Annotated in this window: 15 protein-coding genes; 2 read left to right on the top strand and 13 right to left on the bottom strand. The window is 69.8% G+C overall.

What is annotated here, in order from left to right:
- Positions 1-31: 31 nt before the first annotated feature.
- The 12 genes from OG741_RS02350 to OG741_RS02295 all read right to left on the bottom strand — a co-directional run bounded on the left by OG741_RS02350 (position 32) and on the right by OG741_RS02295 (position 20,649).
- Positions 32-3,271 carry a non-ribosomal peptide synthetase gene (locus tag OG741_RS02350; protein WP_405594574.1) on the bottom strand — a complete coding sequence of 1,080 codons (3,240 nt, stop codon included), beginning with the start codon at positions 3,269-3,271 and terminating at the stop codon, positions 32-34.
- The gene (locus OG741_RS02345) at positions 3,268-5,088 is read right to left on the bottom strand and encodes a non-ribosomal peptide synthetase (protein WP_405594572.1); all 1,821 of its coding nucleotides are present in this window, start codon (positions 5,086-5,088) and stop codon (positions 3,268-3,270) included. The genes OG741_RS02350 and OG741_RS02345 overlap by 4 nt, the downstream gene beginning before the upstream one ends.
- Before the next feature lie 37 nt (positions 5,089-5,125).
- Entirely contained in the window at positions 5,126-6,340 is a 1,215-nt protein-coding gene (locus OG741_RS02340) for a cytochrome P450 (protein WP_405594570.1), read from the bottom strand.
- 29 nt (positions 6,341-6,369) lie between these two features.
- Positions 6,370-7,143 (bottom strand): thioesterase II family protein, encoded by a 774-nt coding sequence (locus tag OG741_RS02335; RefSeq protein ID WP_405594568.1) that lies wholly within the window; start codon positions 7,141-7,143, stop codon positions 6,370-6,372.
- Positions 7,140-8,432: a cytochrome P450 gene (locus OG741_RS02330; RefSeq protein WP_405594566.1), complete on the bottom strand. Its 1,293-nt coding sequence runs from the start codon at positions 8,430-8,432 to the stop codon at positions 7,140-7,142. The genes OG741_RS02335 and OG741_RS02330 overlap by 4 nt, the downstream gene beginning before the upstream one ends.
- Positions 8,429-10,240 (bottom strand): amino acid adenylation domain-containing protein, encoded by a 1,812-nt coding sequence (locus OG741_RS02325; RefSeq protein WP_405594564.1) that lies wholly within the window; start codon positions 10,238-10,240, stop codon positions 8,429-8,431. The genes OG741_RS02330 and OG741_RS02325 overlap by 4 nt, the downstream gene beginning before the upstream one ends.
- On the bottom strand, positions 10,237-10,998 hold the full coding sequence (locus OG741_RS02320; RefSeq protein WP_405594562.1) for a hypothetical protein: 762 nt from the start codon (positions 10,996-10,998) through the stop codon (positions 10,237-10,239). Before OG741_RS02320 ends, OG741_RS02325 begins: the two co-directional genes overlap by 4 nt.
- A complete protein-coding gene (locus tag OG741_RS02315) occupies positions 10,991-12,814 on the bottom strand; it encodes a non-ribosomal peptide synthetase (RefSeq protein ID WP_405594560.1) in 1,824 nt (607 codons plus the stop codon). The genes OG741_RS02320 and OG741_RS02315 overlap by 8 nt, the downstream gene beginning before the upstream one ends.
- 47 nt (positions 12,815-12,861) lie before the next feature.
- The gene (locus OG741_RS02310; protein WP_405594558.1) at positions 12,862-14,157 is read right to left on the bottom strand and encodes an MFS transporter; all 1,296 of its coding nucleotides are present in this window, start codon (positions 14,155-14,157) and stop codon (positions 12,862-12,864) included.
- A gap of 805 nt (positions 14,158-14,962) precedes the next feature.
- Positions 14,963-15,493: a trypco2 family protein gene (locus tag OG741_RS02305; protein ID WP_405594555.1), complete on the bottom strand. Its 531-nt coding sequence runs from the start codon at positions 15,491-15,493 to the stop codon at positions 14,963-14,965.
- A gap of 11 nt (positions 15,494-15,504) precedes the next feature.
- Positions 15,505-18,009 (bottom strand): CHAT domain-containing protein, encoded by a 2,505-nt coding sequence (locus tag OG741_RS02300; RefSeq protein ID WP_405594553.1) that lies wholly within the window; start codon positions 18,007-18,009, stop codon positions 15,505-15,507.
- Positions 18,010-18,501: 492 nt separating this feature from the next.
- Positions 18,502-20,649 (bottom strand): hypothetical protein, encoded by a 2,148-nt coding sequence (locus OG741_RS02295; RefSeq protein WP_405594551.1) that lies wholly within the window; start codon positions 20,647-20,649, stop codon positions 18,502-18,504.
- A gap of 461 nt (positions 20,650-21,110) precedes the next feature.
- On the opposite strand from OG741_RS02295, the gene OG741_RS02290 reads away from it, so the two are divergent.
- Both OG741_RS02290 and tpg read left to right on the top strand, forming a co-directional pair.
- A complete protein-coding gene (locus OG741_RS02290; RefSeq protein WP_405594549.1) occupies positions 21,111-21,965 on the top strand; it encodes a GNAT family N-acetyltransferase in 855 nt (284 codons plus the stop codon).
- Positions 21,966-22,018: 53 nt separating this feature from the next.
- On the top strand, positions 22,019-22,447 hold the full coding sequence (gene tpg / locus OG741_RS02285; protein WP_405594547.1) for a telomere-protecting terminal protein Tpg: 429 nt from the start codon (positions 22,019-22,021) through the stop codon (positions 22,445-22,447).
- A gap of 359 nt (positions 22,448-22,806) precedes the next feature.
- Here tpg and OG741_RS02280 read toward each other — a convergent pair whose 3' ends face one another.
- The gene (locus tag OG741_RS02280; RefSeq protein ID WP_405605355.1) at positions 22,807-23,349 is read right to left on the bottom strand and encodes a GNAT family N-acetyltransferase; all 543 of its coding nucleotides are present in this window, start codon (positions 23,347-23,349) and stop codon (positions 22,807-22,809) included.
- Between the last annotated feature and the right edge of the window lie 253 nt (positions 23,350-23,602).

Raw genomic sequence — 23,602 nt, 5'->3', positions numbered from 1 at the left:
TCCCTTTCCGTGCTCCGCCCTGTGTTTCGCGCTAGGAATTCAGGGCTGCATTGATCTCGCTCTCGGTCATGTTTGAAATTGATTCAAGCACGAGATGTTCGATTTCAGCGCATTGCTCGGTGACCGTGCGGAAATCGAATACGGCGCGCACCGGGAAGTCGATCCCGAAGACCTCCCGGACCCGTACCGACAGCCGGGCCGCCGACAGGGAGGTACCGCCCGAGGCGAAGAAGTCGTCCTCGACGCCGGGCTCGTGCCCAGGGAGCACCTCCCGCCACAGGCTGTGCACTGCCGACTCGGCCGGGGTCCGTGGTGGCACCGCCGTGCGTGGCCCGGCCTCCGACGGCGCGGGCAGTGCCATGCGGTCGATCTTGCCGGTGGCCGTGAGCGGCAGGCCGTCCAGACGGACGAAGACGGAGGGCACCAGGTACGAGGGAACCTCCCGGCGCAGCCGGGATCGCAGCTCCGCGTCGGTCGGACCGGGAGATCCGCACACCAGGTAGGCCGCCAACACCGGGCCTCCGTCTGCGCCCGCCGCCGAGGTCACCACCGCCTCCCGGACCCTGGGGCAGCGCAGGAGTACGACCTCCACCTCGGCCGGCTCCACCCGATAGCCGCTGATCTTCAGCTGCCCGTCCGCCCGGCCCCGGAACTCCAGAGTGCCGTCGGTCAACCACCGCACCAGGTCCCCGGTGCGGTACATCCGCGCTCCCGGCTCCGTAGTGAACAGGTCGGGCACGAACCGCTCGGCGGTCAGCGCGGCCCGGCCCAGGTAGCCGCGCGACACCAGGTCCCCGCCGAGCCAGAGCTCGCCGCGCACCCCGCGGGGCACCAGGTTCAGCCGGCCGTCGAGCACATAGGCCCTCACCCCCGCGATCGGCCGGCCAATAGAGCGGTCCGGCCAGGGCTGCGCGAGTGCATCAGTGGCGGTGGCGACCACGGTGTTCTCGGTCGGGCCGTAGTGGTTGAACACCGGGACGCCGGGGGAGTCACCAGTGCGCGGCCGGAACACATCGCCGCCGGTCAGCAGCCGCCGCAGCCGGGTCCGCCTGCCGAGCGGCTCCCGGATCAGATGTTCCGCCAGCGGTGTGGGGACGAAGGCCGTGCCAGTGCCCGAGTCGGCCAGCCGGTCGAGCAGGCGGGACGGCGTGCGTACCTCGTCCGCCGAGCACACTTCCAGCCGCGAACCGCTCGCCAAGGCCGGCCAGATCTCCCAGGCTGCGGCGTCGAAGGAGGTGCCGGCGGTCTGTGCCGTGGCCTCTCCCGGGGCCACCGGGTACCGGTCCAGGTGCCAGTCCAGTAGCCGGGTGAAGGTCCGGTGGGTGACGCCGACGCCCTTCGGCAGGCCGGTCGAGCCTGAGGTGTAGACGACGTACAGCAGCCGGTCGGGATCCGCCGCCGTGGCCGGGTCCTCGACCAGGTCCTCGGCCGTCGGTTCCTCCGCCCTGCCGTCGGGGCCGCCGCTTGGGCCGTCCGCGCGGAGGAACTCGTCGACGCGCACCAGGCGGTCCCGGGTCACCCCCGTCAGTTCCTCGGCCCCGGCGTCCCCGAGCACGGCCGTCGCGCCGGAGTCGCGCAGCAGATATGCGATCCGCTCGACCGGCAACTCCGGATCCACCGGCAGGTAGGCCGCTCCCGACCGGACGACGGCCAGCAGGGCGCAGACCAGCTCGGGCCCGCGCGGCAGACAGACCGCGACCACCCGTTCCGGACCGGCCCCGCGCTCCCTGAGTACCTGGGCGATCCGCCGTGACCGCTCGCTGAGCTGACGGTAGGTCAGCCGTCGTCCGTCCTGGGCGACGGCTACCTCGTCCGGGATCCGGGCCACCGTCCGGTCCACGTACGCGCCCACCGTCGTCGGACCGCGCCGCACGGTCGGGCCGGTGCCCAGGTCCAGCAGTTCCGCACGCTCGGCCCCGGCCTCCGTGAGCGGGATCGAGTCCAGCGGGCGGCCCGGGTCCGCCGCCGCTGCGGCGAGCAGTGCGACATAGTGCCCCGCCAGCCGCTCGGCCGCCGCCTCGTCGAACAGGTCCGCCGCGTACAGCAGCCGCCCCGTAACCCCCGTCCCCGAGAGCAGCAGATGGAGTTCGGTGTCGAATCGGGTGGTGGTCTCAGCGACTGGGACCGGCCGGACCCGGACACCCGGCAGGATCAGCGCCGACCGGTTCAGTTCCGGATCCGCCAGGTCGAACCAGTGCTGGAACAGCGGATTGCGGTTGGCCTCGCGGGCCGCCCCGAGCCCGTCCACGAGCTGGTCCAGCGGCAGTTCCTGATGGTCCAGCGCCTCCAGCACCCGGTCCCTGGCCTGCCGGGTCAGGTCGTCGAGCGACGGTGACCCGCCGAGCTCCCCACGCAGCGGCACGGAGTGCGTGAAGAACCCGATGACCGACTCCACCGCCGGGTCTTCGCGGCCCGCGAACGGCACGCCCACCAATACGTCCCGGACATCGGCATACCGGCCCAGCAGGTGCTGGTAGGCAGCAAGACCGACACAGAACAGGGTGGTTCGGTGCGCTTCCGCGACCCCGTACAGGGCCTCGGTGACCTCCTTGGGGATTCGGAAGTCGACCCGCCCCGCCCGAGGGCTGAGCCGGGAAGGACGCGGACGGTCCGACGGCAGTTCCAGCACCTGCGGTACGCCGTCCAGCGTGCTCCGCCAGTGAGCCAGCAGCCGTTCCCGCTCGGCGGCCCCGAGCCCGGTCCGCTGCCGGGCCGCGTGGGTGGCATAGTCCGGGCCGGGCGGGAGCGCCGGCGCTGGGCGGCCGCCCGCCAACGCCCGGTACCGCACCGAGAGTTCCCGCTCGAAGATGCCCCGTGATACCCCGTCGAAGGCGATGTGGTGCACCTGGACGTGGAAGAGGAAGCGGCCCTCGCCAAGCCGGAACAGCGCAGCCCGCAGCCACGGTGCCACCGTCAGGTCCATGGGGGTGTCCAGCATCGTCCGTACGGCGTCCTCGGCGGCCCGCTGTGGCTCCGGCTCACCGCTGAAGTCTCCACGCTCCAGCCGCACCGTCGTGGTGACCTCGACGACCGGAACCGGCCGCCCTCCGGCGGCGTCGATCCGCGACCGCAGCACCGGATGCCGCTCCGCCACCGCCCGCAGCGCACGCTCCAGCAGGTCCGCGTCCACCGGGCCGTCCAGTAGACGGCTGAACGGTGTCAGATAGCCGACCTCGCCGGGGGAGAGCTGGTCCAGGAACCAGAGCCGTTCCTGAGCGAAGGACAGGACGGGCTTCCCGGCCGGCTCGTCGACCGCCGTCCGTATGGTCATCCGCGCTCCTCACGCAGCCGTCGTATTTCCTCCGCCAGTCCGGCAGCGGTCGGCCGCTCGAAGACCGCCCGCAATGAGAGTGGCACCCCCAGCGCGGCGCGCAGCCGGTGCACCACCTGGGTGACCAGCAGCGAATGCCCGCCCAGCCGGAAGAAGTCGTCGGTGACCCCGATCCGGTCCCGGCCCAGGACCTGGGCCAGCACCTCCGCGGCGGTCCGTTCGGTCTCGTCGCGTGGCGCGGTCCACTGCGGCCCGCCGCTGTCCGGGAGCGGCAGCGCCTTGCGGTCCACCTTTCCGGTGTCAGTCAGCGGGAACTCCGGCAGGAAGAGGAAGGTGCTCGGCACCATCGGCGCCGGAAGCCGCAGCCCGAGGTACTCCCGCAGTTCGCCCGGGGGCGGCGGCTCGCCGATGGCGATCAGGTACGCCGCCAGGAAGGCACCCTGGCCCTCACCGATCCGGAGCACGACGGCCCGTTCCACATCCGCGCGCTCGCGCAGCAGGGACTCGATCTCTCCCGGCTCGATGCGGTAGCCGTGCAGCTTGATCTGGAAGTCGGCTCGGCCCAGGTACTCCAGCACCCCACCGGGCCGCCATCGCCCCAGGTCCCCGGTGCGGTACATCCGAGCACCGGGAACCACGGCGTACGGGTCGGGCCGGAACGCGCTGGCCGTCAGGCCCGGCCGTCCCGCGTAGCCCCGGGCCGGCGGGCCCCCGCCGACATAGATTTCCCCCTGCACGTTCGGCGGTACTGGCGAGAGGTTCGCGTCGAGTACGTAGATCCGCGCGGCGGACATGGGTCGTCCGGTCAACGGGTGGTCGGGCCACTCGGCGCCCGGCGCGGTCAGTCGGGGAGCGGTGACCACGTTCACCTCGGTCGAGCCGTAGTGGTTGTCGAGGAACATCCCGGGGGACTGGTCGCACAGTTCACGGATCGCCGGAGTGATCACCTGCCGGTCGCCGGTGGTGATCAACTCGCGGAGGGTGGCCACCTGGTCGGGTGCGGCCCTGGTGTGCCGGGCGAGTTCGTCCAGCGCCACCACCGGCAGCAGGACCTTGGTCACGGCGTGCTGCTCGATCAGGCCGGCGAGCGCTGCTGTGTCGTACCGCTCCAGCTCGGTGGCGATCACCGCACAACCGCCCAGCCACCAGGTGGACATGAGCTCCAAAAAGGCGACGTCGGCGGTGACGGGGAAGTACTGCAGGGCGACCGGACGCTCGGCGTAGTGTTCCCGGCACCAATCGAGCAGGGTGATCTGCGGCCCGCTCTGCATGGCGATGCCCTTGGGCCGTCCGGTGGACCCCGAGGTGTAGATGACGTACAGCAGTTGGTCCGCCTCGCCCGCCGGACCTGCGACGGCCGAACCACTTGGATTTGCAGCGGCCGGCACCGGGCGCTCGCCGTCCAGCTCGTACACCAGGGCCTGCCCCCAGCCCTCGGCGTCCAGCCCCGCTGACACCGACCGGTCCGTCACCACCAGCCGCGCCCCAGCGTCGGCCAGCGCCGACCGGGACCGCTCAGCCGGGTGCGCGGGGTCCAGCGGCAGGTACGCCGCGCCCGCCTTGACCACACCCAGCACCGCGACGGCCATGCCGGTCCCGCGCTGTACGCACAGCCCCACCACGGTCTCGGGCCCGGCCCTCAGCGCCCGTAGGTCACGCGCCAGGGCCTCGGCCGCCTCGTCCAGCTCGCGATAGCTGAGCGCTGTGCCGCCCGAAATGACGGCGGGCTCGTCCGGGGCCTTGGCGGCCCAGATGTCGAAGCCCTCCAAGACCGTACGGGCCGTCCGGCCCAGGTCCGCGTGCTGCTCTCCTGCCATGGCGCACTCCAGATCTACGTCTGTCATTGTCGGGGGGTCAGCGAGCTGCGGTGGTGGGCAGCGACACCGGCAGCGCACGCGGCCCTCGCAGCATGGGCCCGTACGTCCACACCACGTCGTCGAAGGGGACGGCCAGCTCGATCCCGTCGAGTCGGCGGAAGAGGATGTCGAGGGCGATCTCGCCCTCCAGCCGGGCCAGATGAGCGCCCAGGCATAGGTGGGCCCCGTGGCCGAAGCCGAGGTGACCGGGGCTCTCGCGGTCTGCGCGGAAGACGTCCGGGTCGGGGAACCGGGCCGGGTCGCGGTTGGCCGCGGCCAGCGAAACCAGCAGCGCGTCCCCCTTGCCGATCCGCACTCCGCCGAGGTCCATGTCCTCCATCGCGTAGCGGTACACCGTGGACTGGACCGGGGCGTCATAGCGCAGCAGCTCGTTCACGGCGGACTGCCAGCCGATCCTCCCCGCGCGGATCGCCGCGAGCTGGTCGGGGTGCTGGAGCAGCCGGTAGACCGCCGTACCCAGGAACTGAACGGTCGTCACATGTCCGGCGCCCAGTACTGAAAGGATCATCGCCGCGAGTTCGTTCTCGTCGTGCAGTGCCCCCGACTCCAGGCCTCGGACCAGATGGGTGCCAATGTCGGGCCCCGGGTGAGTCCGCTTGTACGCGGCCAGTCCGGCCGTGTACTCCAGCAGTTGGGCCAGCTTGTCCACGTCCAGCGGGTCGGTCAGGCCCGCGTGGTAGAAGAGGTCCAGGCAGTGTGCCGGGGACTCGCGCTGCTCCGGCGGGATCCCCAGCACCTCGTGGATGATCGCCACCGGGACCGGCAGCGAGAAGTGCTCGACGAGGTCGCAGGCGCCGAGGCCGACCATGGCGTCGACGGCCTCATGAGTGATGCGGGCCATCATCTCCCGCATCCGCTCGACCGCGCCGGCGCTGAACGCTCCCGCCACCAGCCGCCGCAGCCGGGCGTGTTCGGGCCGGTCCAGGTCGAGCAGTCCGCGTGCCGGATCCCATTGACCGCTGCCGAAGGAGGCCGGGGCGCCCACCGAGTTGCGGTCGTCGTTGCTGAGCCGCGGGTCCACCAGGCAGGCACGGGCCAGCTCGTACGTGGTGACCAGCCAGGTGGTGCCTTCGCGGTGCGGGGTGTACACCTCGCTGACCGGGGCGTGCTCGCGCAGCCAGGCGTAGTTGGCGTACGGGTCGGGGTCGCCGGTCTCCTTGAGCGAGCCGGATACATAGGGGTTGGGAGCCACGGGTTCCTCTCCTCTTGTCCTCTCGGTGTTCAACGGGGTGCCGCGGCGGCCACGGCGCCGGCCATGCCGTCGGCGAGCTCGTCGACCAGTGGGCCGGGGGCGCGCAGGAACGCGTGGTGGTCTCCCGGCAGCACTCTGCGCTCGCACTGCCCGGCCGGGGCGCACGCCGCCCAGCCGGTCATGCGCTCCGGCTGGATCTCCTGGTCGTCGCGCCAGCCGAGCAGGCGGATACGGGTGGGCAGAACGACCGGCCCGGGGGTCCGGTACGCGCGGTTCGCCGCCAGGTCTGCCGTCATGACGTTCAGTCCCAGGTCGATCAGATCCGGCACCGGCTCCGAGCCCATCAGCCGTGTGAGACCTTCCAGTTCGGTCCGCAGCTCCGTCTCGTCCATTGCCAGGTAGCGGCCATAGGGGCCCTCTTGCGGGGCCACTTGAGAGGAGACGAAGAGCAGGTTGGGGACGGGCAGGCTGAGTTCGGCCAGTCGGTGCGCGGTCGCGAAGGCCGCGAGGGCGCCCCCGCAGTGGCCGAAGAAGCCGAACGGTCGGTCGAGGTGGGGCAGGAGGGCCTGGGCGAGCTGGTCGGCCATTGCCTCGTAGGTGCCGAAGTGTTCCTCCCGCACCCGGTTCTCGCGGCCCGGCAACTGGATGCGGCAGATCTCGGCCGGCCCCACCCGGTCGGGCCACCTGTTGTACATCGACGCGCCGACCCCGGAGTACGGGAAGCAGAACAACCGGGCCGCGGCGTCCACTCTCGGTGTGCGCAGCAGCCATTTCTTCTTCGGCGGGTTCTGCCGGGGGGTCATGCGAGTACCTCCGGACGGGGCAGCGGCGCACGGGCTGCCAGGGCTTCGACCGCGCCGTCGCGCAGCACGGCTGTCACGGGCAGGGAGCTGATGCCGGCCACGAAGTTGGACTTCAGATGCCGGACCGGCCCGGCGGGCCGGAACTCGGCCACATGCCGGACGATCTCTTCGAGCATCACGCGCAGGGCGATACGGGCAAGCGGCGCCCCGATGCAGTAGTGCGGCCCGAAGCCGAAGGCCACATGCCGGTTCGGGCTGCGGTCGATGGTGAAGCGGTAGGGGTCGGGGAAGACCGAGGCGTCCCGGTTCGCCGAACCCAGCCAGGCCACCACGGCGTCGCCGCGAGCGATCCGTACGCCGTTCTGCTCGGTGTCCTCGACGGCGTGCCGCATGAAGTGGTTGGCGGGTGAAGACCAGCGCAGCCCCTCCTCCACCGCACTGGTCACCAGCGTCGGCTCGGCCTGTAGCCGACGGTACTGGTCAGGGTGCTCCATCAGCGCCACCACGGTCGCCGCGAGGGCATGCGGGGTGGTGACGTTCGCCCCCAGCAGCAGGCTGTAGCAGTTGTAGACCAGCTCGTCCTGGCGCAGCGGGCGCCCGTCCGCCTTCATCCGGAGCAGGAAGCCGGTGAGGTCGTCGCCGGGCGCGGCCGAGACGGCGCGTACCCGTTCCGCGAAGTACTCGAACAGCTCGTGGTGGGCGGAGACCAGGGTCGTGTGCCCCGCGCCCTCCTGGAACGCCGGGTCTTCGGGGGCGATCGCCATGGTGGTCAGCCGGGCGAGCCGGGCCCAGTCCTTCTCGGGCAGACCCATCAGCGACCCGGTGAACGCCATGGGGAAGGCCATACCCGCCTCCGCCAGGTCCAGCGCGCCGTCGGCGAGCGGCGCCAGAAGCCGCAGCACCACTTCGCGGATGCGCGGTTCCCAGTGCCTGAGGGCGCGGGCCGACAGGGCCTTGCCCATCGGCTCGCGCAACGCGGTGTGCACGGGCGGGTCGCTGGCCGCCATCATCCGGCCGCCGGCCGGGTCCGTCGACCCCAGGATGGACAGCAGCGTGCCGCGCTCCGATGTGTACCGGGTGTGGTCGCGCAGCACGTCGTTGACATCGCGGTACGAGGTCACTGACCAGAAGGACCGGCCGTCGGGCAGGGGCTGTCGGTGAACCGGGGCCCGTTCGCGCAGCGCGTGCCAGAGGCGGTGCGGGTCACCCGAGGCGTACAGCTCGGGGTCGACCAGGTCGATGGTGTCCAGGTCGATGTCCGCGGTATGTGCCGGGCGGCCGATCCTCATCGGGTCACTTCTCCCAGTTCCTCGATCAGTGTGGCGAGTTCGGCGATCGTGGGGTTCTCGTAGAAGGACCGGGCAGTGAGGAACACGCCCTGGACCTTGCTGATCTCCCCGGTGATGGCGGCGGCGACGAGGGAGTGTCCGCCCAGGTCGAAGAAGTCGTCATCCACACCGACCTGGTTGATCTCCAGCAGGTCGCACCAGAGCTGGGCCAGCCACTGCTCCAGCTCGCTCTCTGGCAGTCGTAGCGGCGTGTCGGTCTCGGGCCTGGCACTCTCCTCTCGTGCGGCGAGGGCGCGCCGGTCCACCTTGCCGGTGGCGCCGAGCGGCAGCTCGTCCAGCTGGACGAAGGAGCTGGGCACCAGATGGGCGGGCAGCCGTTTGGCCAGGGCACGTCGCACGCCGGGCAGGTGCAGTGGCTGGTCCCCCGTCAGATATGCGATGAGGGCGCGTTCTCCGGCCGACCCGGTTCGGGCGACGACGGCGCTGTCACCGACGTCGGGCAGCGCGCGCAGCGCTGCCTCCACCTCGCCGGGTTCCACCCTGAATCCCCGGATCTTGACCTGCTCGTCCACCCGCCCGTGGAACTCCAGCACCCCGTCCGGCCGCCGCAGGGCCAGGTCGCCGGTGCGGTACAGGCGAGCGCCTGGGGTGTCCGAGAAGGGGTCGGGGACGAATCGTACGGCGGTGGCCGCCGGCCGACCCAGATAGCCGTGGGCCACACCGCTGCCGCCCGCATACACTTCGCCCACGGTGCCGTCGGCCACGGGGCGCAGCCGTTCGTCGAGCAGATGCACCTCGGTACCGGGGATCGGGCGTCCGATGGGCACCGGACCGGGCGAGACCGCCTCCGTCATGGCGTGGCAGCAGGTGAACGTGGTGTTCTCAGTGGGGCCGTAACCGTTCACCAGCGTCATTCCGGGGAAGGTCGCGAGCATCGCGTCCACGTGCCGGGGCGAAAGGACATCGCCGCCCGCGAGCAGCCTGCGGACCCCCGCCAGCCGGGTGTCGGGCCGTTCCGCCACCAGGTGGAACAGGCCGGCGGTCAGCCACAGCGCGGTGACACCCTCCGCCTCGACCACCTCGGCGAGCCGATCCGGGGTCACCTCGCCGGCCGGGAACACCGCCAGCCGTGCGCCGTTGAGCAGTGGCGCCCACAGCTCCAGCGTCGACGCGTCGAACGCGGCAGGCGCCAGGTGCAGCACCACGTCTCCTGGCCCGACCGGCAGCACGTCGCTGTCCTGGACCAGGCGCAGTACCGCGCCGTGCGGCACCATCACGCCTTTGGGCTCCCCGGTGGTGCCCGAGGTGTAGGCGAGGTACGCCGGGTCCCGGTCGCCACCCGCGGGGGCGGCCGTCAGCGCGGCGGCGGTGTCGGCCAACGGGCCCGCGGCGTCGAGGGAGTCCACGTACACCGGCTTCACCTCGGCGAGCAGTTCGGCGGGCGCCTCCGGTCGAGTGACCAGCAGTCCGGCGCCGGAGTCCCGCAGCAGCGACGCTGCCCGTACGGCAGGCTCGCTCGGGTCGAGTGCCACGTGGAAGCTGCCGGTCTTCAGCACAGCGAGCAGGGCGACGACCAGCTCCGGCGAGCGCTCCAGCCGGACGGCCACGGGGTGGGCCGGCCCGGCGCCGAGGCCGCGGAGCCGGGCGGCCAGCGCGTCGGCCATGGCGTCCAGCTGTGCGTACGTCAGGACGGTGCCGGCGCAGCTGAGTGCGGGGCTCCGGGGGGTCGTTCGGGCCTGGGCCGAGAAGCGGCCGTGCACGGTGGCCCGGCCGTCGTCGCGGATCACGGGGGCCTGGTACTGGTTCATGCCGTGTCCCTTCCTGGCGGGTTCGAGACGTAGGTGCCGGGGCGGGCGAGCGCGGTCCAGGTGGCGGTCGCGCTCGCCAGCAGCTCCCCGGCGGCGTCGTAGAGGGCGCTGTTCACCCGGAGCAGCCGGCCGCTGATGTCAGCGCGCCGGGCCATCACCACGCACGGTTCACCGGCCCGCGGCGGGCGCAGCACGACGGCTGTCATCCGGTTCAGCAGCCGGGGACGGGACAGCGGGTCGTCTGTCCAGCCGCCGGGACAGTCGAGTGCACTCCACACGAGCTCAGCTGGGACTGGGGCGCCGTCGGCCCCGTCCTCGGCGGCCGGGATCCAGGGGCTGGCCACGGTGCCCGGCAGCCCGTCCACCGGGCCGGGTGCCAGCCCCAGGCCGTCCTGTGCGGGGCGGCTGTCCCCGCACGCGAAGCAGGTGGGGAAGGGGTGGTCGGCCCGGCCCATGAAGCGGGCCGAGGCGCGTTGTGCGGTGGCCGGGTCCACGGCGGGCGGCGGATCGGCGGGGGTGCGGCCGGGCGCGACCGTGGCGACCAGCCGGGTGCCATGCGTCACCGTCGACCGGCGGGTGCCGGCAACGAAGGCCAGCGGCTCCTCCAGAGGGACGGGTTCTGCGAGGGTCACGGTGGCGATCGCGCCCTGGTGCGCGGCCGCGAGAGCGGCAAAGCAGCCGGATACGTACCCGCCGTGCCCGGAGTCGGGCGGCCCGTTGTACCGGGCCGGGACCCGGAGCTTCCGTTGCTCAGCCAACGCCGGCCCCTTCCTGCTCGGCCACCGCCACGTCGACGACGGCGGAGAACCGCGCCACGGTCGGCGCGTCGAACACCGTCCGGGCCGACAGCCGTACGTTGAACCCGGCCCGGACCCGCGCGATCATCCGCATGGCGAGCAGTGACTGTCCGCCCAGCGAGAGGAAGTCGGAGTCGCGTCCGACGCGTTCCACCTGGAGCAGGTCCTGCCAGATCCGGGCGACAGCCCGCTCGGTCTCGGTGCGCGGGGCCTGGTACGGGGGCTCGCTGGGTTCGGTCGGCGGAGCCTGGGCGGCCTGCCGGGCCAGCTCCAGACGGTCGATCTTCCCGCTGGTCAGCCGGGGCAGAGCCGGGTGCTGCCGATAGGTTTCGGGGATGGCGGCGGAGACCAGGCGCTGTGCGAGGAAGCTGCGCAGCGCGGCGTCGTCGGGTGACTCCTCGCCGGTCACCAGGTGGGCGATGAGGCGGACACCGCCGTGCTGCGGGTCCTCCACCGCGACCACGGCCGCCTGGCCGACCTCGGGGTGCAGCAGCAGGGCGTGTTCGACGTTGGAGGGTTCCACCCGGACCCCTCGGATCTTCACCTGATGGTCCACCCGCCCCAGGAACTCGAGCGCTCCGTCCGGCCGTTCGCGCACCAGGTCACCAGTCCGGTAGAGCCGGCCGCCGGGGGCGCCGTACGGGTCGGGCACGAAGCGCGCGGCGGTTGCGGCGGCCGCCCCCGCGTACCCCCAGGCCACGCTGGCACCGCCGATCAGGAGCTCACCTGGGGTACCGACCGGGACCGGAACACCAGCGTCGTCGGCGATCACGGCATGCACGCCGTCGAGGGGGCGGCCGATGGGAATGGCGTCCAGCGCCTCGTCCCCGGGGCCGATCTCGTGGGTGAGGACATCGATGCAGGTCTCGGTGGGGCCGTACTGGTTGAAGATCCGGGCACCCGTCAGGTCCAGCACCCGGCGGATCAGGTCGCCGGGCAGCCGCTCGCCCGCGATCAGCAGATAGCGCAGGGCCGCCAGGGCGGAAGCCCCGCCTTGGGCTGTGAACTCCCGTAGCAGGGAGGGGACGGAGTGCATCACGGTGACCCGGTGGTGGTCGAACAGGGCTGCCAGTTCCCGGGGTTCGGCCTCGGCGCCGTCGGGGGCGACGAGCAGGGTGGCGCCGAAGCAGAGGGGCGCGAGCACTACCCAGAACGAGCAGTCGAAGACCAGCGATCCCCAGTGGACGACTGTGTCGTCGGAGCCGATGGGGTAACGGGTCTGCCCCCAGAGAAAGCGGTTCTGCACAGCGTTGTGCGGCACTTGCACGGGCTTTGGCCGTCCCGAGGAACCGGAGGTGTGCAGGACGTACGCGAGGTCCGTCGGCCCCGGACCGGGCGGTATGGCCGGCTCCGGTGTCCGGTCCTCCGACAGCAGGTCGTCGATGCGCAGTGCGTCGGGGAAGAGAGCCGCTCCCTCGGCATCGGCGAGGACAGCGGCGGGCGCGAGCCGCGCCACGTTCTCGCGTACGGCCGTGGCGGCCTGGCGTACGTCGAAGGGCGCCACGGCGGCGCCGGACGCAAGGACGCCGACCAGGGCAAGCACCTGGTCCGTAGACCGGACGGAGCACAGCGCCACTGTGTCTCCCGGGCGGATGCCCGCGCCGCGCAGGACATGCGCGGCGCGGGCGGCCGCCGCGGTCAGTTCCGCATAGGTGAACCGACGAATTCCGTCGGTCAGGGCTAGCGCGTCGGGTTGGTGCGCATTCGTCTCACATATCAGATCCCAGACTGTTGCCTTTGAATGGGCATGGCAAAGAGAACTCTGTGCACTCACCATGGTCCCCGTTTCGGGAAGCTGTGGCGGAAAGGAGAAGAGGGAATGGGTCAGGTTGTCGTTGTGTCGAATGTAGTGGGATCAGCGGATTCGGTCGGATTCGCCGTGGAGCTCTCCTCCGGACCGAAAATCGGCGCATGCAGATTTCGTACGGCCGGCAACATCAGTACGACGGAATTCGCAAGAATTTGCCAGCCGACACCGACGGCCAATACCAGGCCGATGCTGGTGAATTCGGCCAGCGGACCTGCGAGGGCGAGTCCGATCGGTCCCACCGAATAGGCGCCGAAGGTCACGTACGACATCACCCGGGACAGGCTGTCCGCGGGGACGTGCTGCTGGATCGTTGTCATCCAGAGACTGTTGAACACCGCGCTCGACACACCGGCCGCGAGCGCCGCAGCGCACACCGTCCACAGAGGGGCGCGGACCGCGAGGGCTGCTGAGGGCGCCGCCCACAGGAAGGTGATCAGGGTGGTCACGACCAGCGGACGGGACGGCCGCCGACCGAGCAGCAGCAGGCCACCGAGCAACGAACCGCCGCCGAAAGTTCCGACGATCAGGCCCCATGCCTCGGGTCCGCCGTAGTCGCGGTCTGCCGAGACGGGGCCGAGCACCAGATAGGGCGCCCAGACGATCAGGTTGAACAGGGTGAACTGGAGCGTGACGGTCCACAGCCAGGTGTGGGCCGAGAAGGCCTGCCATCCGGCCCGTAGTTCGGCCAACATGGAGCTGTTGCCGAGGTCAGGAACCCGGTTACCGACCCGCAACATGAGCAGGGCGCCGATGCTGATCAGGTAACTGAGTGCGTCCACCAGCAGGACGGTGGCTGCCGACGTGACCGCAACCAGTGCGCCCGCGAGGGCCGGCCCGGCCACACTCGCCACCGAATAGGCCATCCCGAGCAGCGAGTTGGCCTCGGACAGCCGCTCCTTCGGGGCGATCTCCGGGACCAGACCGTCGAACGAGGGCCGGAACAGGGCCTCGCCGACCCCACCGCAGGCGGCGAGGGCGAGGACTGCCCATAGCGGCGCGGACCCGGCCAGGAACAGCACCGCCAGGGTGCCCTGACTGAGGGCGCGGACAGAGTCGGCCATCAGCATCACCCGGCGTCGCGGCAACCGGTCGCCGAGCACGCCGGCACCCAGAAGGAACAGCACCATCGGGACAATGCGGGCGGCGAGTACGAGGCTCAGATCGGTGAGCGACCCCCCGTTGTGCAGAACCGCGAAGGCGAGCGCAACGGACGCCATGGAGGTGCCGAGGTTGGATGTGACATAGCCGATGAAAAAGACAGAGAACTCACGCTCGCGAAAAACAACGAAACGCTGCCGGAACCCCGTCAACGGCCGACACCGGCCGTCATGGGAAAGGAACTCTGCCGGGCAACTGTATGCGCTAACACAACAGTCCTTTCGCGAGGAAACACTGGCGATCTTGCTTCGACGACGGGAGCGTATGCAGCCCTAACAACCAACGTCAACTGGCCTTCGTGCACAGCGTGTCGCTTGGCTTCCTCTTCCGTGAACCAGGGCGAAAATCGGCCACAGTGGTGCCGTCACGCTCCGTCGTCGACCGACCGGTTTGCAGTCCAATTTCAGGCTGCATTGACCGAATACGCCCTCCGGTCGGTCTCGGGCGTGTGCGGAGAAGTCGTCGCCCTGACACCCGGTGGCGAAGAAGGCACCTTGGCTTGAATTGCGAGGATGGGAGTGTCTGGGGCGTATCCTTGACAGCGGTCAAGGTGGCCTTTGTGGTGAGCGAGACCGCAGACTACGAGGAACATCCTCTGCCATCCCGGCGCTCAGTTGCGCTTCGCCGACGCCGAGTCCGACACCTGTGGCTGAACTGCTCCGCGGCCAGCACCTGGCACGTGCCGATCACCGCACTAAGGACCGGAGAGGATTCGAAGTGTCGTCGCCGCACGTCGAGTTGACAGACTCGAAACCCTGGCGGAGGAGATCGGAGGGCGAGCGGTTCGGCTGGATGTCACAGACGCCCAGTCGGTTGCGGGGTTAGCCGAGGCGGTGCCCTTCTGCAGAGTGGTGGATGGCTTCGTACGCCCGGGCGTGCGCCTGACAGGCTGTCTGCAGCCGGATGGTGCGGGGCACTGATGCGAACAGGATCTTGCGTGGAGCGCGGGGACGCGCTTCAGGCATCCGGCTGGAGCACCAATGCCGGGGGAGCCACCGTAATGAGCAGAGTGTGCGTCACTTCCTCGTGCAGCGTGCCGTCCAAGCCGAGAGAGACGTTCCCGTCCTCAGTGATCGCGAACTCGAGGCTGACCGTGCTGTCTTGGAGCTGGAACGGGTCCTCGCCCGCACCGGCCGAAGCCATGACGCGGCGGATCATCGTGATCGCATCGACCAGCACACTGTCCACGGTTCCGTCACGAAGCTCGTGCTGCTGTGCCAGATCAGGGGGGACAAGGGTCATTTCGATGAGGTGGGTGTCCCGCTTACTCACCGAGCGCCCGATCTTGAGTTTCATGCCGAGAAACGGCAGACGAAAGTTCCATGAGCTGCCCGCCGTCGCGGCGGCAACGGCATGAAGGGTGAGTCGCACCGAGGTGATGCGCAGATCTCTCTCGGTGTCTGTGACCGACATGTTCGACTGCGTCACCGCACTCTTGACCGCGGCCACCATGTCCTCCACGGGGACGCCGTCGTCAGTTACGTTCATGCTTCCTCGCATCAGGTGTGGGTGGGCACGACCGCGGCGGGGTTGCCGTAGACCGTGTACGCCAGCCAGGTGGGATCCGCGGCATCGTGTCCGGCGTGACAGCGTGCCTGGTGTGCCGCAGCACCGAGCGGCTCGCCCGCGGAGAGAGACGCGTAGAAGGCTTCTGCGAACCGCTGGGCGCTGTCACTGCGAACCGCCCACAGCGTGCCCACAAAGGCACCGGCACCGGCTCCCATGAACTGCTGCGCCCACCCGAGCATCTGGGTGTATTGCGGGACCACTCCGGCGGCCCGGCATGCGTTGATGAAGACAAGCGGGCTGCTGCGTTCCAGGGCGCGGCGTGCGACCGCGCTGTTCAGCAGGGCCGGGACGAACGGGCCGCCCTCCAGGGCGATCGATGAACCACTTCCGCCGGTGTCGAAGGTGTTGTGGCAGGTGAAGTGCAGTGGCCCCGTCGTGCCGGCATCGATCACCGCGAGAATGTCGTCCAGTGTGTTGACGATCTTTCCGTTGCCGAGGATCCGGCTGATCGACTCGATCTCGCTCGAGCCGTTGACGGGTACCCGCGAGGAGATGACGTAGTGCGGCTCGTCGATGGGCAGTGCGGGCGAGCGTGGCTGACCCAGGCTGTTTCTCAGGACCGGAAACTGTTCGACCATGAACCCTTCGTCGCGCCCCGGCGCGATGGGGTAGAGCAGCTCCCACGGGATGACATCGTGCTCGGTCGCGATACTGAACGCCGTGATGTGATCCCGCAGCTTCCAGAACTGCTCTTTGATCAGGTCCGGAACCATTTCGATCCACAGACCGACGCCTGTCTCCTTCATCCAGCGCCGTGCATGGCCGCCGGTGTAGTCCCCACGGCCCGCTGCCAGTCTCTGCAACATCGCGAACGCCCGCTCCGTGGCCACTTCCGGGTTCGCCGTGAGGGCCTGGGCGAGAACGGCGCCGTAGATGCACCGGTCTGAGAGCAGCCGGAAGGTGTACTGGCCGCCCACGCGGTCGACGAGCAGCGTGACTTCACCGGGGTTGCTGCGAATCTCCCCCACCGTGGCGGCGCTTGGGGACCCCACCTCGTAGGGGCCGTCGGACTCCACCGACACCTCGAGGCCGATCTCCGTGAGAAAGGTCCCGCCCGCCCAGGCAGTCACCCGGACGCGGTGCAGGCCCTCTTCCCGGGCCAGAAATGCGAAGCGCGCCGGGGCCGGGTCACCCGACGGCGCCACAGTGATGGTCTGCTCCAAAGGTCCTTGAGGGTCCAGCCCGGCAGGCGCCTGCACAATGACGGTCAACGGCGTGCCCTCGCCGCCCGGTTCGAACCCCCGCAACGGGGCCGACACCTCGTTGTCAATGGAAGAAGGGCTGGTCGGCACCCGTACGATCAGACTCACCGGCCCGGACAACGCCGCGCGAGAGGGCATCTGCGCCACCAGGAATCGGCTGGTCACCGGAGTGATCGGCGCTGTCTCCTCAGCCGAGGCCTCGGCCGAGGCCGAAAGCACGACCGCCCTCGAGCCCATTGCGTACTCTGCCCGTACGACGTCCCACTCACGAACGTGGTCGGCAGCATCGGCACGTGTCCACCACTCGACGGCACCGGCCGGCCTTCCGGTCCGCGCGAGGTAGCCGGCCAGCACCCGCATCGCCTCGACGTCACCCGTGACAGCCATCTCGTGCAGTTGCCACTCAACCCCGTCATCCCGCGCCCACTGAGCGGCTCGGCCCAGTCGCACTGTCAGCCTCGCGGCCAGAGACGAGGCGACACGGGCGTCGAGGGTGTCAGCACCCTCCCACCACTCGATGGCCTCGTCAGGGCGACCGAGTCGGGCAAGTGCTTCCGCGACCCCTCGGACGTGCCGCGTCCCGCGGACGCGCGCCGCACGGTGCAGCTCCTTGCGTGACACCTCCTGGCGCGTATCCGCCGCAGCGCGGGCCACCAGCTCCGCCACCGCTCTGACGTCACCACTGTCTGCCAACTGCCGCAGCTGCTCCTCGGCTTCGGCCGCGCGTCCTGCGCTGTCAAGGGCCGCGACGAGTGCCCATCCGACGGTGGCACCGGCGGTGGCGGCACAGGTCAGCCATTCGACGGCTTCGGAGAGTCGCTCGGCGGTGCCGTCGGCCTGCAGGCGCTCCGCCAGCTCCAGCATCGCCTCTACGTCACCGCCCTTGGCCAGCCGTCGTAGCTGCTCCTCGGCTTCGGCCGCGCGTTCTGCGCTGTCGAGGGCCGCGACGAGTTTCCACCGCAGGGGGGCGCCGGCGTTCGAGGCAAGGGTCAGCCATTCGATGGCTTCGGAGAGTTGCTCGGCGGCGCCGCCGGTCTGCAGGCGCTTCGCCAGGTTCCCCATGGCGGCCACGTCACCGTTCTCGGCCAACTGCCGGAGCTGCCGTTCGACCTCGATGGCGCCCAGGTAATCCGATAGCTCGTCCAGCGCGGTCTCGTCTCCAGCGGCAGCCGACTTCTGCCACCAAGCGATTGCTTCGTCGTGACGCCCATCCGCAGCCAACGCGGCGGCCAACACACGCATCGCGAAGGGGTCACCCGCCGCCGCGAGCCGCCACCGCCAGTCCTGCCCTTCCCGACCTGCCCCACCGCCCGACACTCGCCCTCACCCCATGCCGCATCGTCACTGAAGGTAGACGGAGAATCACAGTAGGGCGATACGGTCGGCTTCACGCAGTTTTGCTCAAAGCGGGGGCACGAATGGATAACGTCGCACGAGTGACCTACTGAATCGCGTTCTTGAGGCCCACGGTGGTCTCCAACGCTGGCAAGAGGCCAACGGTGCCCCCGGTGGGCGCCGTTGCCGTTCTTGACGCGCACCAGGCCACGAGGAAGACCACCGAAGGAGTGGCGTCCGCGGCGATGACGAACCCCTTGTCCTCACTGTCTGCAGCAGCGAGGACAAGGGGACTGGCGTTCCTGCCACCTGGGGGCTCTGAGCTGCACAACCGGAGTCCCCACATGTGTGTCTAGGTTCCCCTTTCCGCAAGGTCGCCGACGTCGACCGTCAGGACGTGGTGACCGTCATGTCGTCGACGACGAAGTCGGTCCGGAGAGAGGCGTCCTCGGTGCCGGTCAGCCTGACCGTCACCGTCCGTCCCCGCCAGTTGGACAGGTTGTAGGAGCGGTAGACGTAGCTGCCGACGGCGTCCCTGTTGGACAGGGTCGCCAGCGTGGTGGTGGTGCCACCGTCGATGACTTGCACCTTGAGCGTGTCGTATGCCACCTGTTCCGTCTCGAAGGTGCCGATGCGGTTGTAGAACCCCAGCGTTGCTCCATTGACGTTGCTCGGGATGGTGATCTGCTGGGACAGGGTTTGCGTTCCCGCCTCGCCCCAGCCGCACAGCCAGGCGTACCTGGTGCCCCAGTGGGCCGGGTACGTCCCCCAGTTGCCGATGACCGACCCGCCCAGCGACGACGTCCAGCTCCAGCCGGGCGTGCCGTTCTCGAAGCCGGAGTTGAGCAGGCCGGCCCGGTAGTCGATGGTGTGCGCGTACGGCAGGCTGCGGGCGAAGTCCGCCGTGCTCAGTCCGTTGACGGGGCGGTCGTCCTTGAAGTATTCGCCGAAGCTCCACTGCCCTTGCGTCCGCAGCAGGTTGATCGTGCTCGCCAGTCCGCCGTCGACCTGGTTCCACAGGTCGATCAGGGAGCCGGCCACGCGGCCTTCCACCGCGTCACCGTTGTGCCAGTTGGTGCTGGAGTTCGGCTGGCCGGAGTTGAACCAGGTTGAGTTCATCATGCTGACCGAGGAGCCGCTGGGCCAGACGAACAGGTTGTCGCCCTTGACGCTGCCGGCGACAGCGTTGGCGAATCCCTCGGTCCAGGCGCACTGGGTGGACAGAGCGATCCAGATCTGGTGCCCGGCGCAGTTCGCGTCGGACCACCACCAGTTGTACAGCTGGTGCATCAGCGCGTGTGCGGATTCGTGGATCACGAGGTGCTCGGAGTCGGGGTCGTTGTCCCGCAGCCTGATGTAGCTGGCGGCCGCGTTGGCCCCGGGATTGTAGTACCCGCCGTCGGCGTTGCCGGCCCACCACTGGACTGTGATCTTGCTGCAGGGCGGGTTCTCGTTGGAGGTCCAGCAGCCGGTGCCGGAGCTGCGCCACCACCAGGTCAGATTGAGGGTGTCGAAGGCGTGCCAGGCGCGCATCTGGGCTGCCGCCGGCGCCGTCCAGCCGAAGTTCTGGTTGGTGGAGACGTTGTACCTCGCGGGCGTGGAGGTCGAGTACACCCACCCATTGCTGTCGGTCACCTGCCAGACCGAGCTCTCCGACCGGAACTCCACGTACATCAGGTACATCGTGGCGACCGGCAGGGCGAAGCAGAGATTGTAGTGGCCGCTGTTGTCGGTCAGTCCGCTCGCATAGACCTGCTGCGCGTCATTCGCGGTTCGCCGCCCCCACACCTTCACGGTGAGGTTGCGGCCGCCCAGCCACGCCCCCGCCTGGTTGGTGAACTCGAAGCCGCCGCTGATGCAGATCGGATCGCCGGCGGCCTGGGCAACGCTGCCGGTGCCCCCGCTGGTCTGCGGAACCTTCGCGAACTTCTTGCTTACCGAGGTCGACTTCGAGCGCCGCTCGCCCGAACTTCCCGGGAGCGAGGTGATGTCCACCCCCGACCGGGAGACGCTCTCGCCCGGCTTGTTCGTGCCGACGGTGAGCAACACCGAACCGTGGGCTTCCCGTTCCGGTGACGGAGAGTCGACGTCGGTGAGGTTGGCCTCGATCTGGGCGGGCCCCTCCGCCGTGGCGCGGACATGCAGGGTGAGGGTCCGCTTGTTGGTGTCGAGGCCCACCACGCCGTTGGCGTCCCGCCAGGGGCCCACCGGCCGGGGTGCGCTCAGGGGGGAACCCTCGGTGATGAGCTGGAGGGTGTCGGGCACCCGGACGGTCAGTCGGGCGTGGGTGACCTGGACTTGGGAACGGAGGCTGACCCGGAGGGCCACCGTCTCACCCTTGGCCGGGAGCTTGTCCAGCTTCAGATCGACCGCGACACAACTGGCCGGGCCCTCCGACCTGGGGCTGGCCGGGACGTTGAGCGTACATTTCGGGCGCGCGGACTGTGGGACGGCGGTCGCCGTCGACGCGAGCCCACTCGGTATGACGACGGCCGCCGCGCCGATAACGGCGACCCATCGCGCGAACTTCGGGATCATCTCATTTCAGTCCTCTGCTGAGACGGGAGCTCCGGGTGGGGCTGCCGGGACGTCGGCACAGCATGGACCCACGGCAGTTGAGGGTGCAATATCACATCACACAGAACTTTGCGTCGTTCAACCAGCACGCGGTGTGAGGACGCCCCCGCCGGCCATCGGCGGGGCGGGGGAGCGGTGGTCGGGAAACCAGCCGCCAATGGGTCCCGGGCGGCAAGGCGCACGCCGATCTCGTCAATCTGGTGCCCGATGTTCTGGGCCAGGGCGAGTCCCGTGCTGTCGTGGGCGCCGACCGCAGGAAGAGACTGCGGCGCGTCGGCACAGGCACTCACACGACCGCCAGGTGCTCGGTCGCAGTTGTGCCGAAGCACGCTCCATTTCACAGTAGGCAGGCTTGTCGTCAGCGAGACCGCTCGCGATGTTTCCGGGCGCGTGACCGCACCACCCCGTGATGGGATGTGCGCATGAGTGAGTCGTCCCTGCGTGACCGCATAGAGCGGTACTACGCAACCGTGCCGCTGCTGTTCGCCGAAGCCGAGGAGTTCGGTCCGCTGTGCCTCTTCGTACGAAAGGAGCCCGGCGCGCCGTACTACGGCGGCCCCAGTCATGCCCGCCCCACCTCGGCAAGCTCTGCGGTTGCCACCGCCGCCGACATCGCCCGGGTGCGTGCCCGGCAGCGCGAACTCGGCGTCCCGGATGCCTTCGAGTGGCTCGCCGAAGTAACGCCTTCGCTGCGCATCCGTATCGAAGAAGCGGGGCTCCCGGTCGCGGAACGCCCGCTGATGGTCCTCGACCCGGACCAACGGCTGCCCTCGCAGCCCCTTGCCAAGGGCGTCACGATCCGGGCCCTGGCTGCAGACGATCCCGCTCTGCCCGCCGTCCTGGCCCTCCCAGGGCTGGCCTTCGCGGCAGAGGGCACGGCGGTGGGATCGGCGGGCCGCACCGAGCTGGCGATGGCAGCCGAGAAACTTGTAACAGACGGCACGGCGGCAACGACCCGCCCTTCACTCCGCGCCGGCCACAAGACGCTGGTCGCGGCTTTTGCGCCGGACGGCACCCCGCTGGCGGCAGGCCACTACCACCCGGCCAACGCAACCACCGAGATCGGAGGAATCTGCACCCTCCCCACCGCCCGCCGCCAGGGGCTCAGCGCTGCTGTTACAACGGCCTTGGCCACCCACGCCCGCGACCACGGCATACGCACCGTCTTCCTCGCCTACGCCGAGGACGAGGTGGCCCGCATCTACGCCCGCCTCGGCTTCCGCCCAGCCGGCACCACCCTGCTGATCGCCAACCAGCCGGCTCGCGGCCAGTCGTAAGCCGACGCGCGGGCGCGGACATTGTCGACAGGTCCGCGCCCAGACCATCGGGCATGACGACCGACGACACGCAGCCGCCGGGCCCGAAGCGGAGCAAAGTCCTGGACGCCCCGGCACGCGCGGAGCGCGCCGTGTTCACCCGTCCCCGCCCGAAATCCGCGCGGGCCCAGATGAAATTCCTCCTCACGAAGGCGAAGGGCTCCATGAAGGCCCTAACCGAGCGTCTGGGCGTCTCGTGCCGCACAGTCGAGCGCCACCGCTCCGGCGACCTCACAACACCCCAAAAGCGCCTCCGTGCCGCCCTGGTGGAGGAGACCGAATCCGAATGGCAACCGCAGGTCAGGGCACAAGCCAGGGAGCATGCTGCCACCACTGGGGGCAGGGTGCCGGGGGAGAGGGACGAGCAGCAGAGCGTCCATAACCCGCTGATGGGCACTATCCAGGACGGCACCGACGCCGTGATCGCGCCAGCCACGCTGTGATCATTTCACTGCTGACGCGCTGGACCTCGGGTCTTCACCCAGGCTCCCTGCGGCCCGCGAGCCGACGACGCCACCAAAGGTCAGCGCGCCACTGCCGGCGGTCGGCCGACGTCCAGGCGGTTCCAGAAACGCTTGGTAACGCTGCAGCGCACGGTCCGTAGCACCGGGGTAGACGTAATAGTCGGCCGACAGCCTCTCTACTCGATGTATCGCAAGGCTGGTGCGGGCAGAGAGCCCGTGTATCCGATCCGGCGGCGGGCCCTGCCCGCCGCCTCGCTGATCGCGCGCAACCGACGACGAGCTGGAGATCGCCGCTCTGATCGTCCTGGGGATCAGGTCGAGTGCCTGCGGGTAGGTCCTCAGGCCTCGGGGTCGCGCAGGCCGACGCAGTCAAAGGTCCAAAAGACCTCTGAGTAGACGAAGGTGCCCGTCATCCACGGCTCGTGAGCGGACAACCGGGCGACCTGGAACGCGGCCTCAGGAATACGCAGCGACGGCGAACGGAAGCCCACCGCGCCGGCACCCTCGAAGCCGCGCGTGCCGTAGTAGCGCGGCGAACCCTCCAGGAATACCAACGGCACGCCCTGGCCGTCGGCCGCCGCGAGGGCGTGCGCGATGAGCTGAGTACCGATGCCCTGGCGCTGGAACTCCGGGACCACGCCCAGCGGTGACAGGGACAGGACGTCCACGACCCGGCGCGGAGCGTCCAACCGCGTCGCGCTCAGCAGGACATGCCCGACGACCCGGTCGTCAACGGTGGCGACGAAGGACATCGGCGCCAACGCAGCCTCCGCAACGCGAAGTGCCTCCACCAGCCCGGGAACCCGCTCGCTGTCACCGAAGGCGCGCGTATGAACCACGCGCACGTCTCGGTGATCGTCAGCGATCTCTTGCCGGATCACCAGCCCGGCACCACCGGGAGCGATCCGGGAGCCTTCAGGCGCATCGTGTGACGTCATGGCCGCGAGGGTAGATCGCGGGGCGGCTCGTGCGCGACGCAATTGCGCAGCAGGTCGATTCTGCCAGGCTCTCACCCAGGGCAAGGAGCGAAAGGAACTGCACGTCCGGCGTTGAGACCGCCACAGCCGTCGGGACCGTTCCCTGGCGCATGAGTTCGACGTACTCCGCGACGCGCTCCCTCGCGTTCCACGTCGG

The sequence above is a fragment of the Streptomyces sp. NBC_01410 genome (assembly GCF_045040195.1).
In the GTDB taxonomy this organism is placed as follows: Bacteria; Actinomycetota; Actinomycetes; order Streptomycetales; family Streptomycetaceae; genus Streptomyces.
Note: the sequence above shows the minus strand (reverse complement) of the source record. Positions and strands in the feature narration are given on the sequence as shown.

Coding starts and splice junctions, on each gene's coding strand:
- OG741_RS02350 (WP_405594574.1), bottom strand. CDS start 3,271: ATGACCATACGGACGGCGGTCGACGAGCCGGCCGGGAAGCCCGTCCTG.
- OG741_RS02345 (WP_405594572.1), bottom strand. CDS start 5,088: ATGGCAGGAGAGCAGCACGCGGACCTGGGCCGGACGGCCCGTACGGTC.
- OG741_RS02335 (WP_405594568.1), bottom strand. CDS start 7,143: ATGACCCCCCGGCAGAACCCGCCGAAGAAGAAATGGCTGCTGCGCACA.
- OG741_RS02330 (WP_405594566.1), bottom strand. CDS start 8,432: ATGAGGATCGGCCGCCCGGCACATACCGCGGACATCGACCTGGACACC.
- OG741_RS02325 (WP_405594564.1), bottom strand. CDS start 10,240: ATGAACCAGTACCAGGCCCCCGTGATCCGCGACGACGGCCGGGCCACC.
- OG741_RS02315 (WP_405594560.1), bottom strand. CDS start 12,814: ATGGTGAGTGCACAGAGTTCTCTTTGCCATGCCCATTCAAAGGCAACA.
- OG741_RS02305 (WP_405594555.1), bottom strand. CDS start 15,493: ATGAACGTAACTGACGACGGCGTCCCCGTGGAGGACATGGTGGCCGCG.
- OG741_RS02295 (WP_405594551.1), bottom strand. CDS start 20,649: ATGATCCCGAAGTTCGCGCGATGGGTCGCCGTTATCGGCGCGGCGGCC.
- OG741_RS02290 (WP_405594549.1), top strand. CDS start 21,111: ATGAGTGAGTCGTCCCTGCGTGACCGCATAGAGCGGTACTACGCAACC.
- tpg (WP_405594547.1), top strand. CDS start 22,019: ATGACGACCGACGACACGCAGCCGCCGGGCCCGAAGCGGAGCAAAGTC.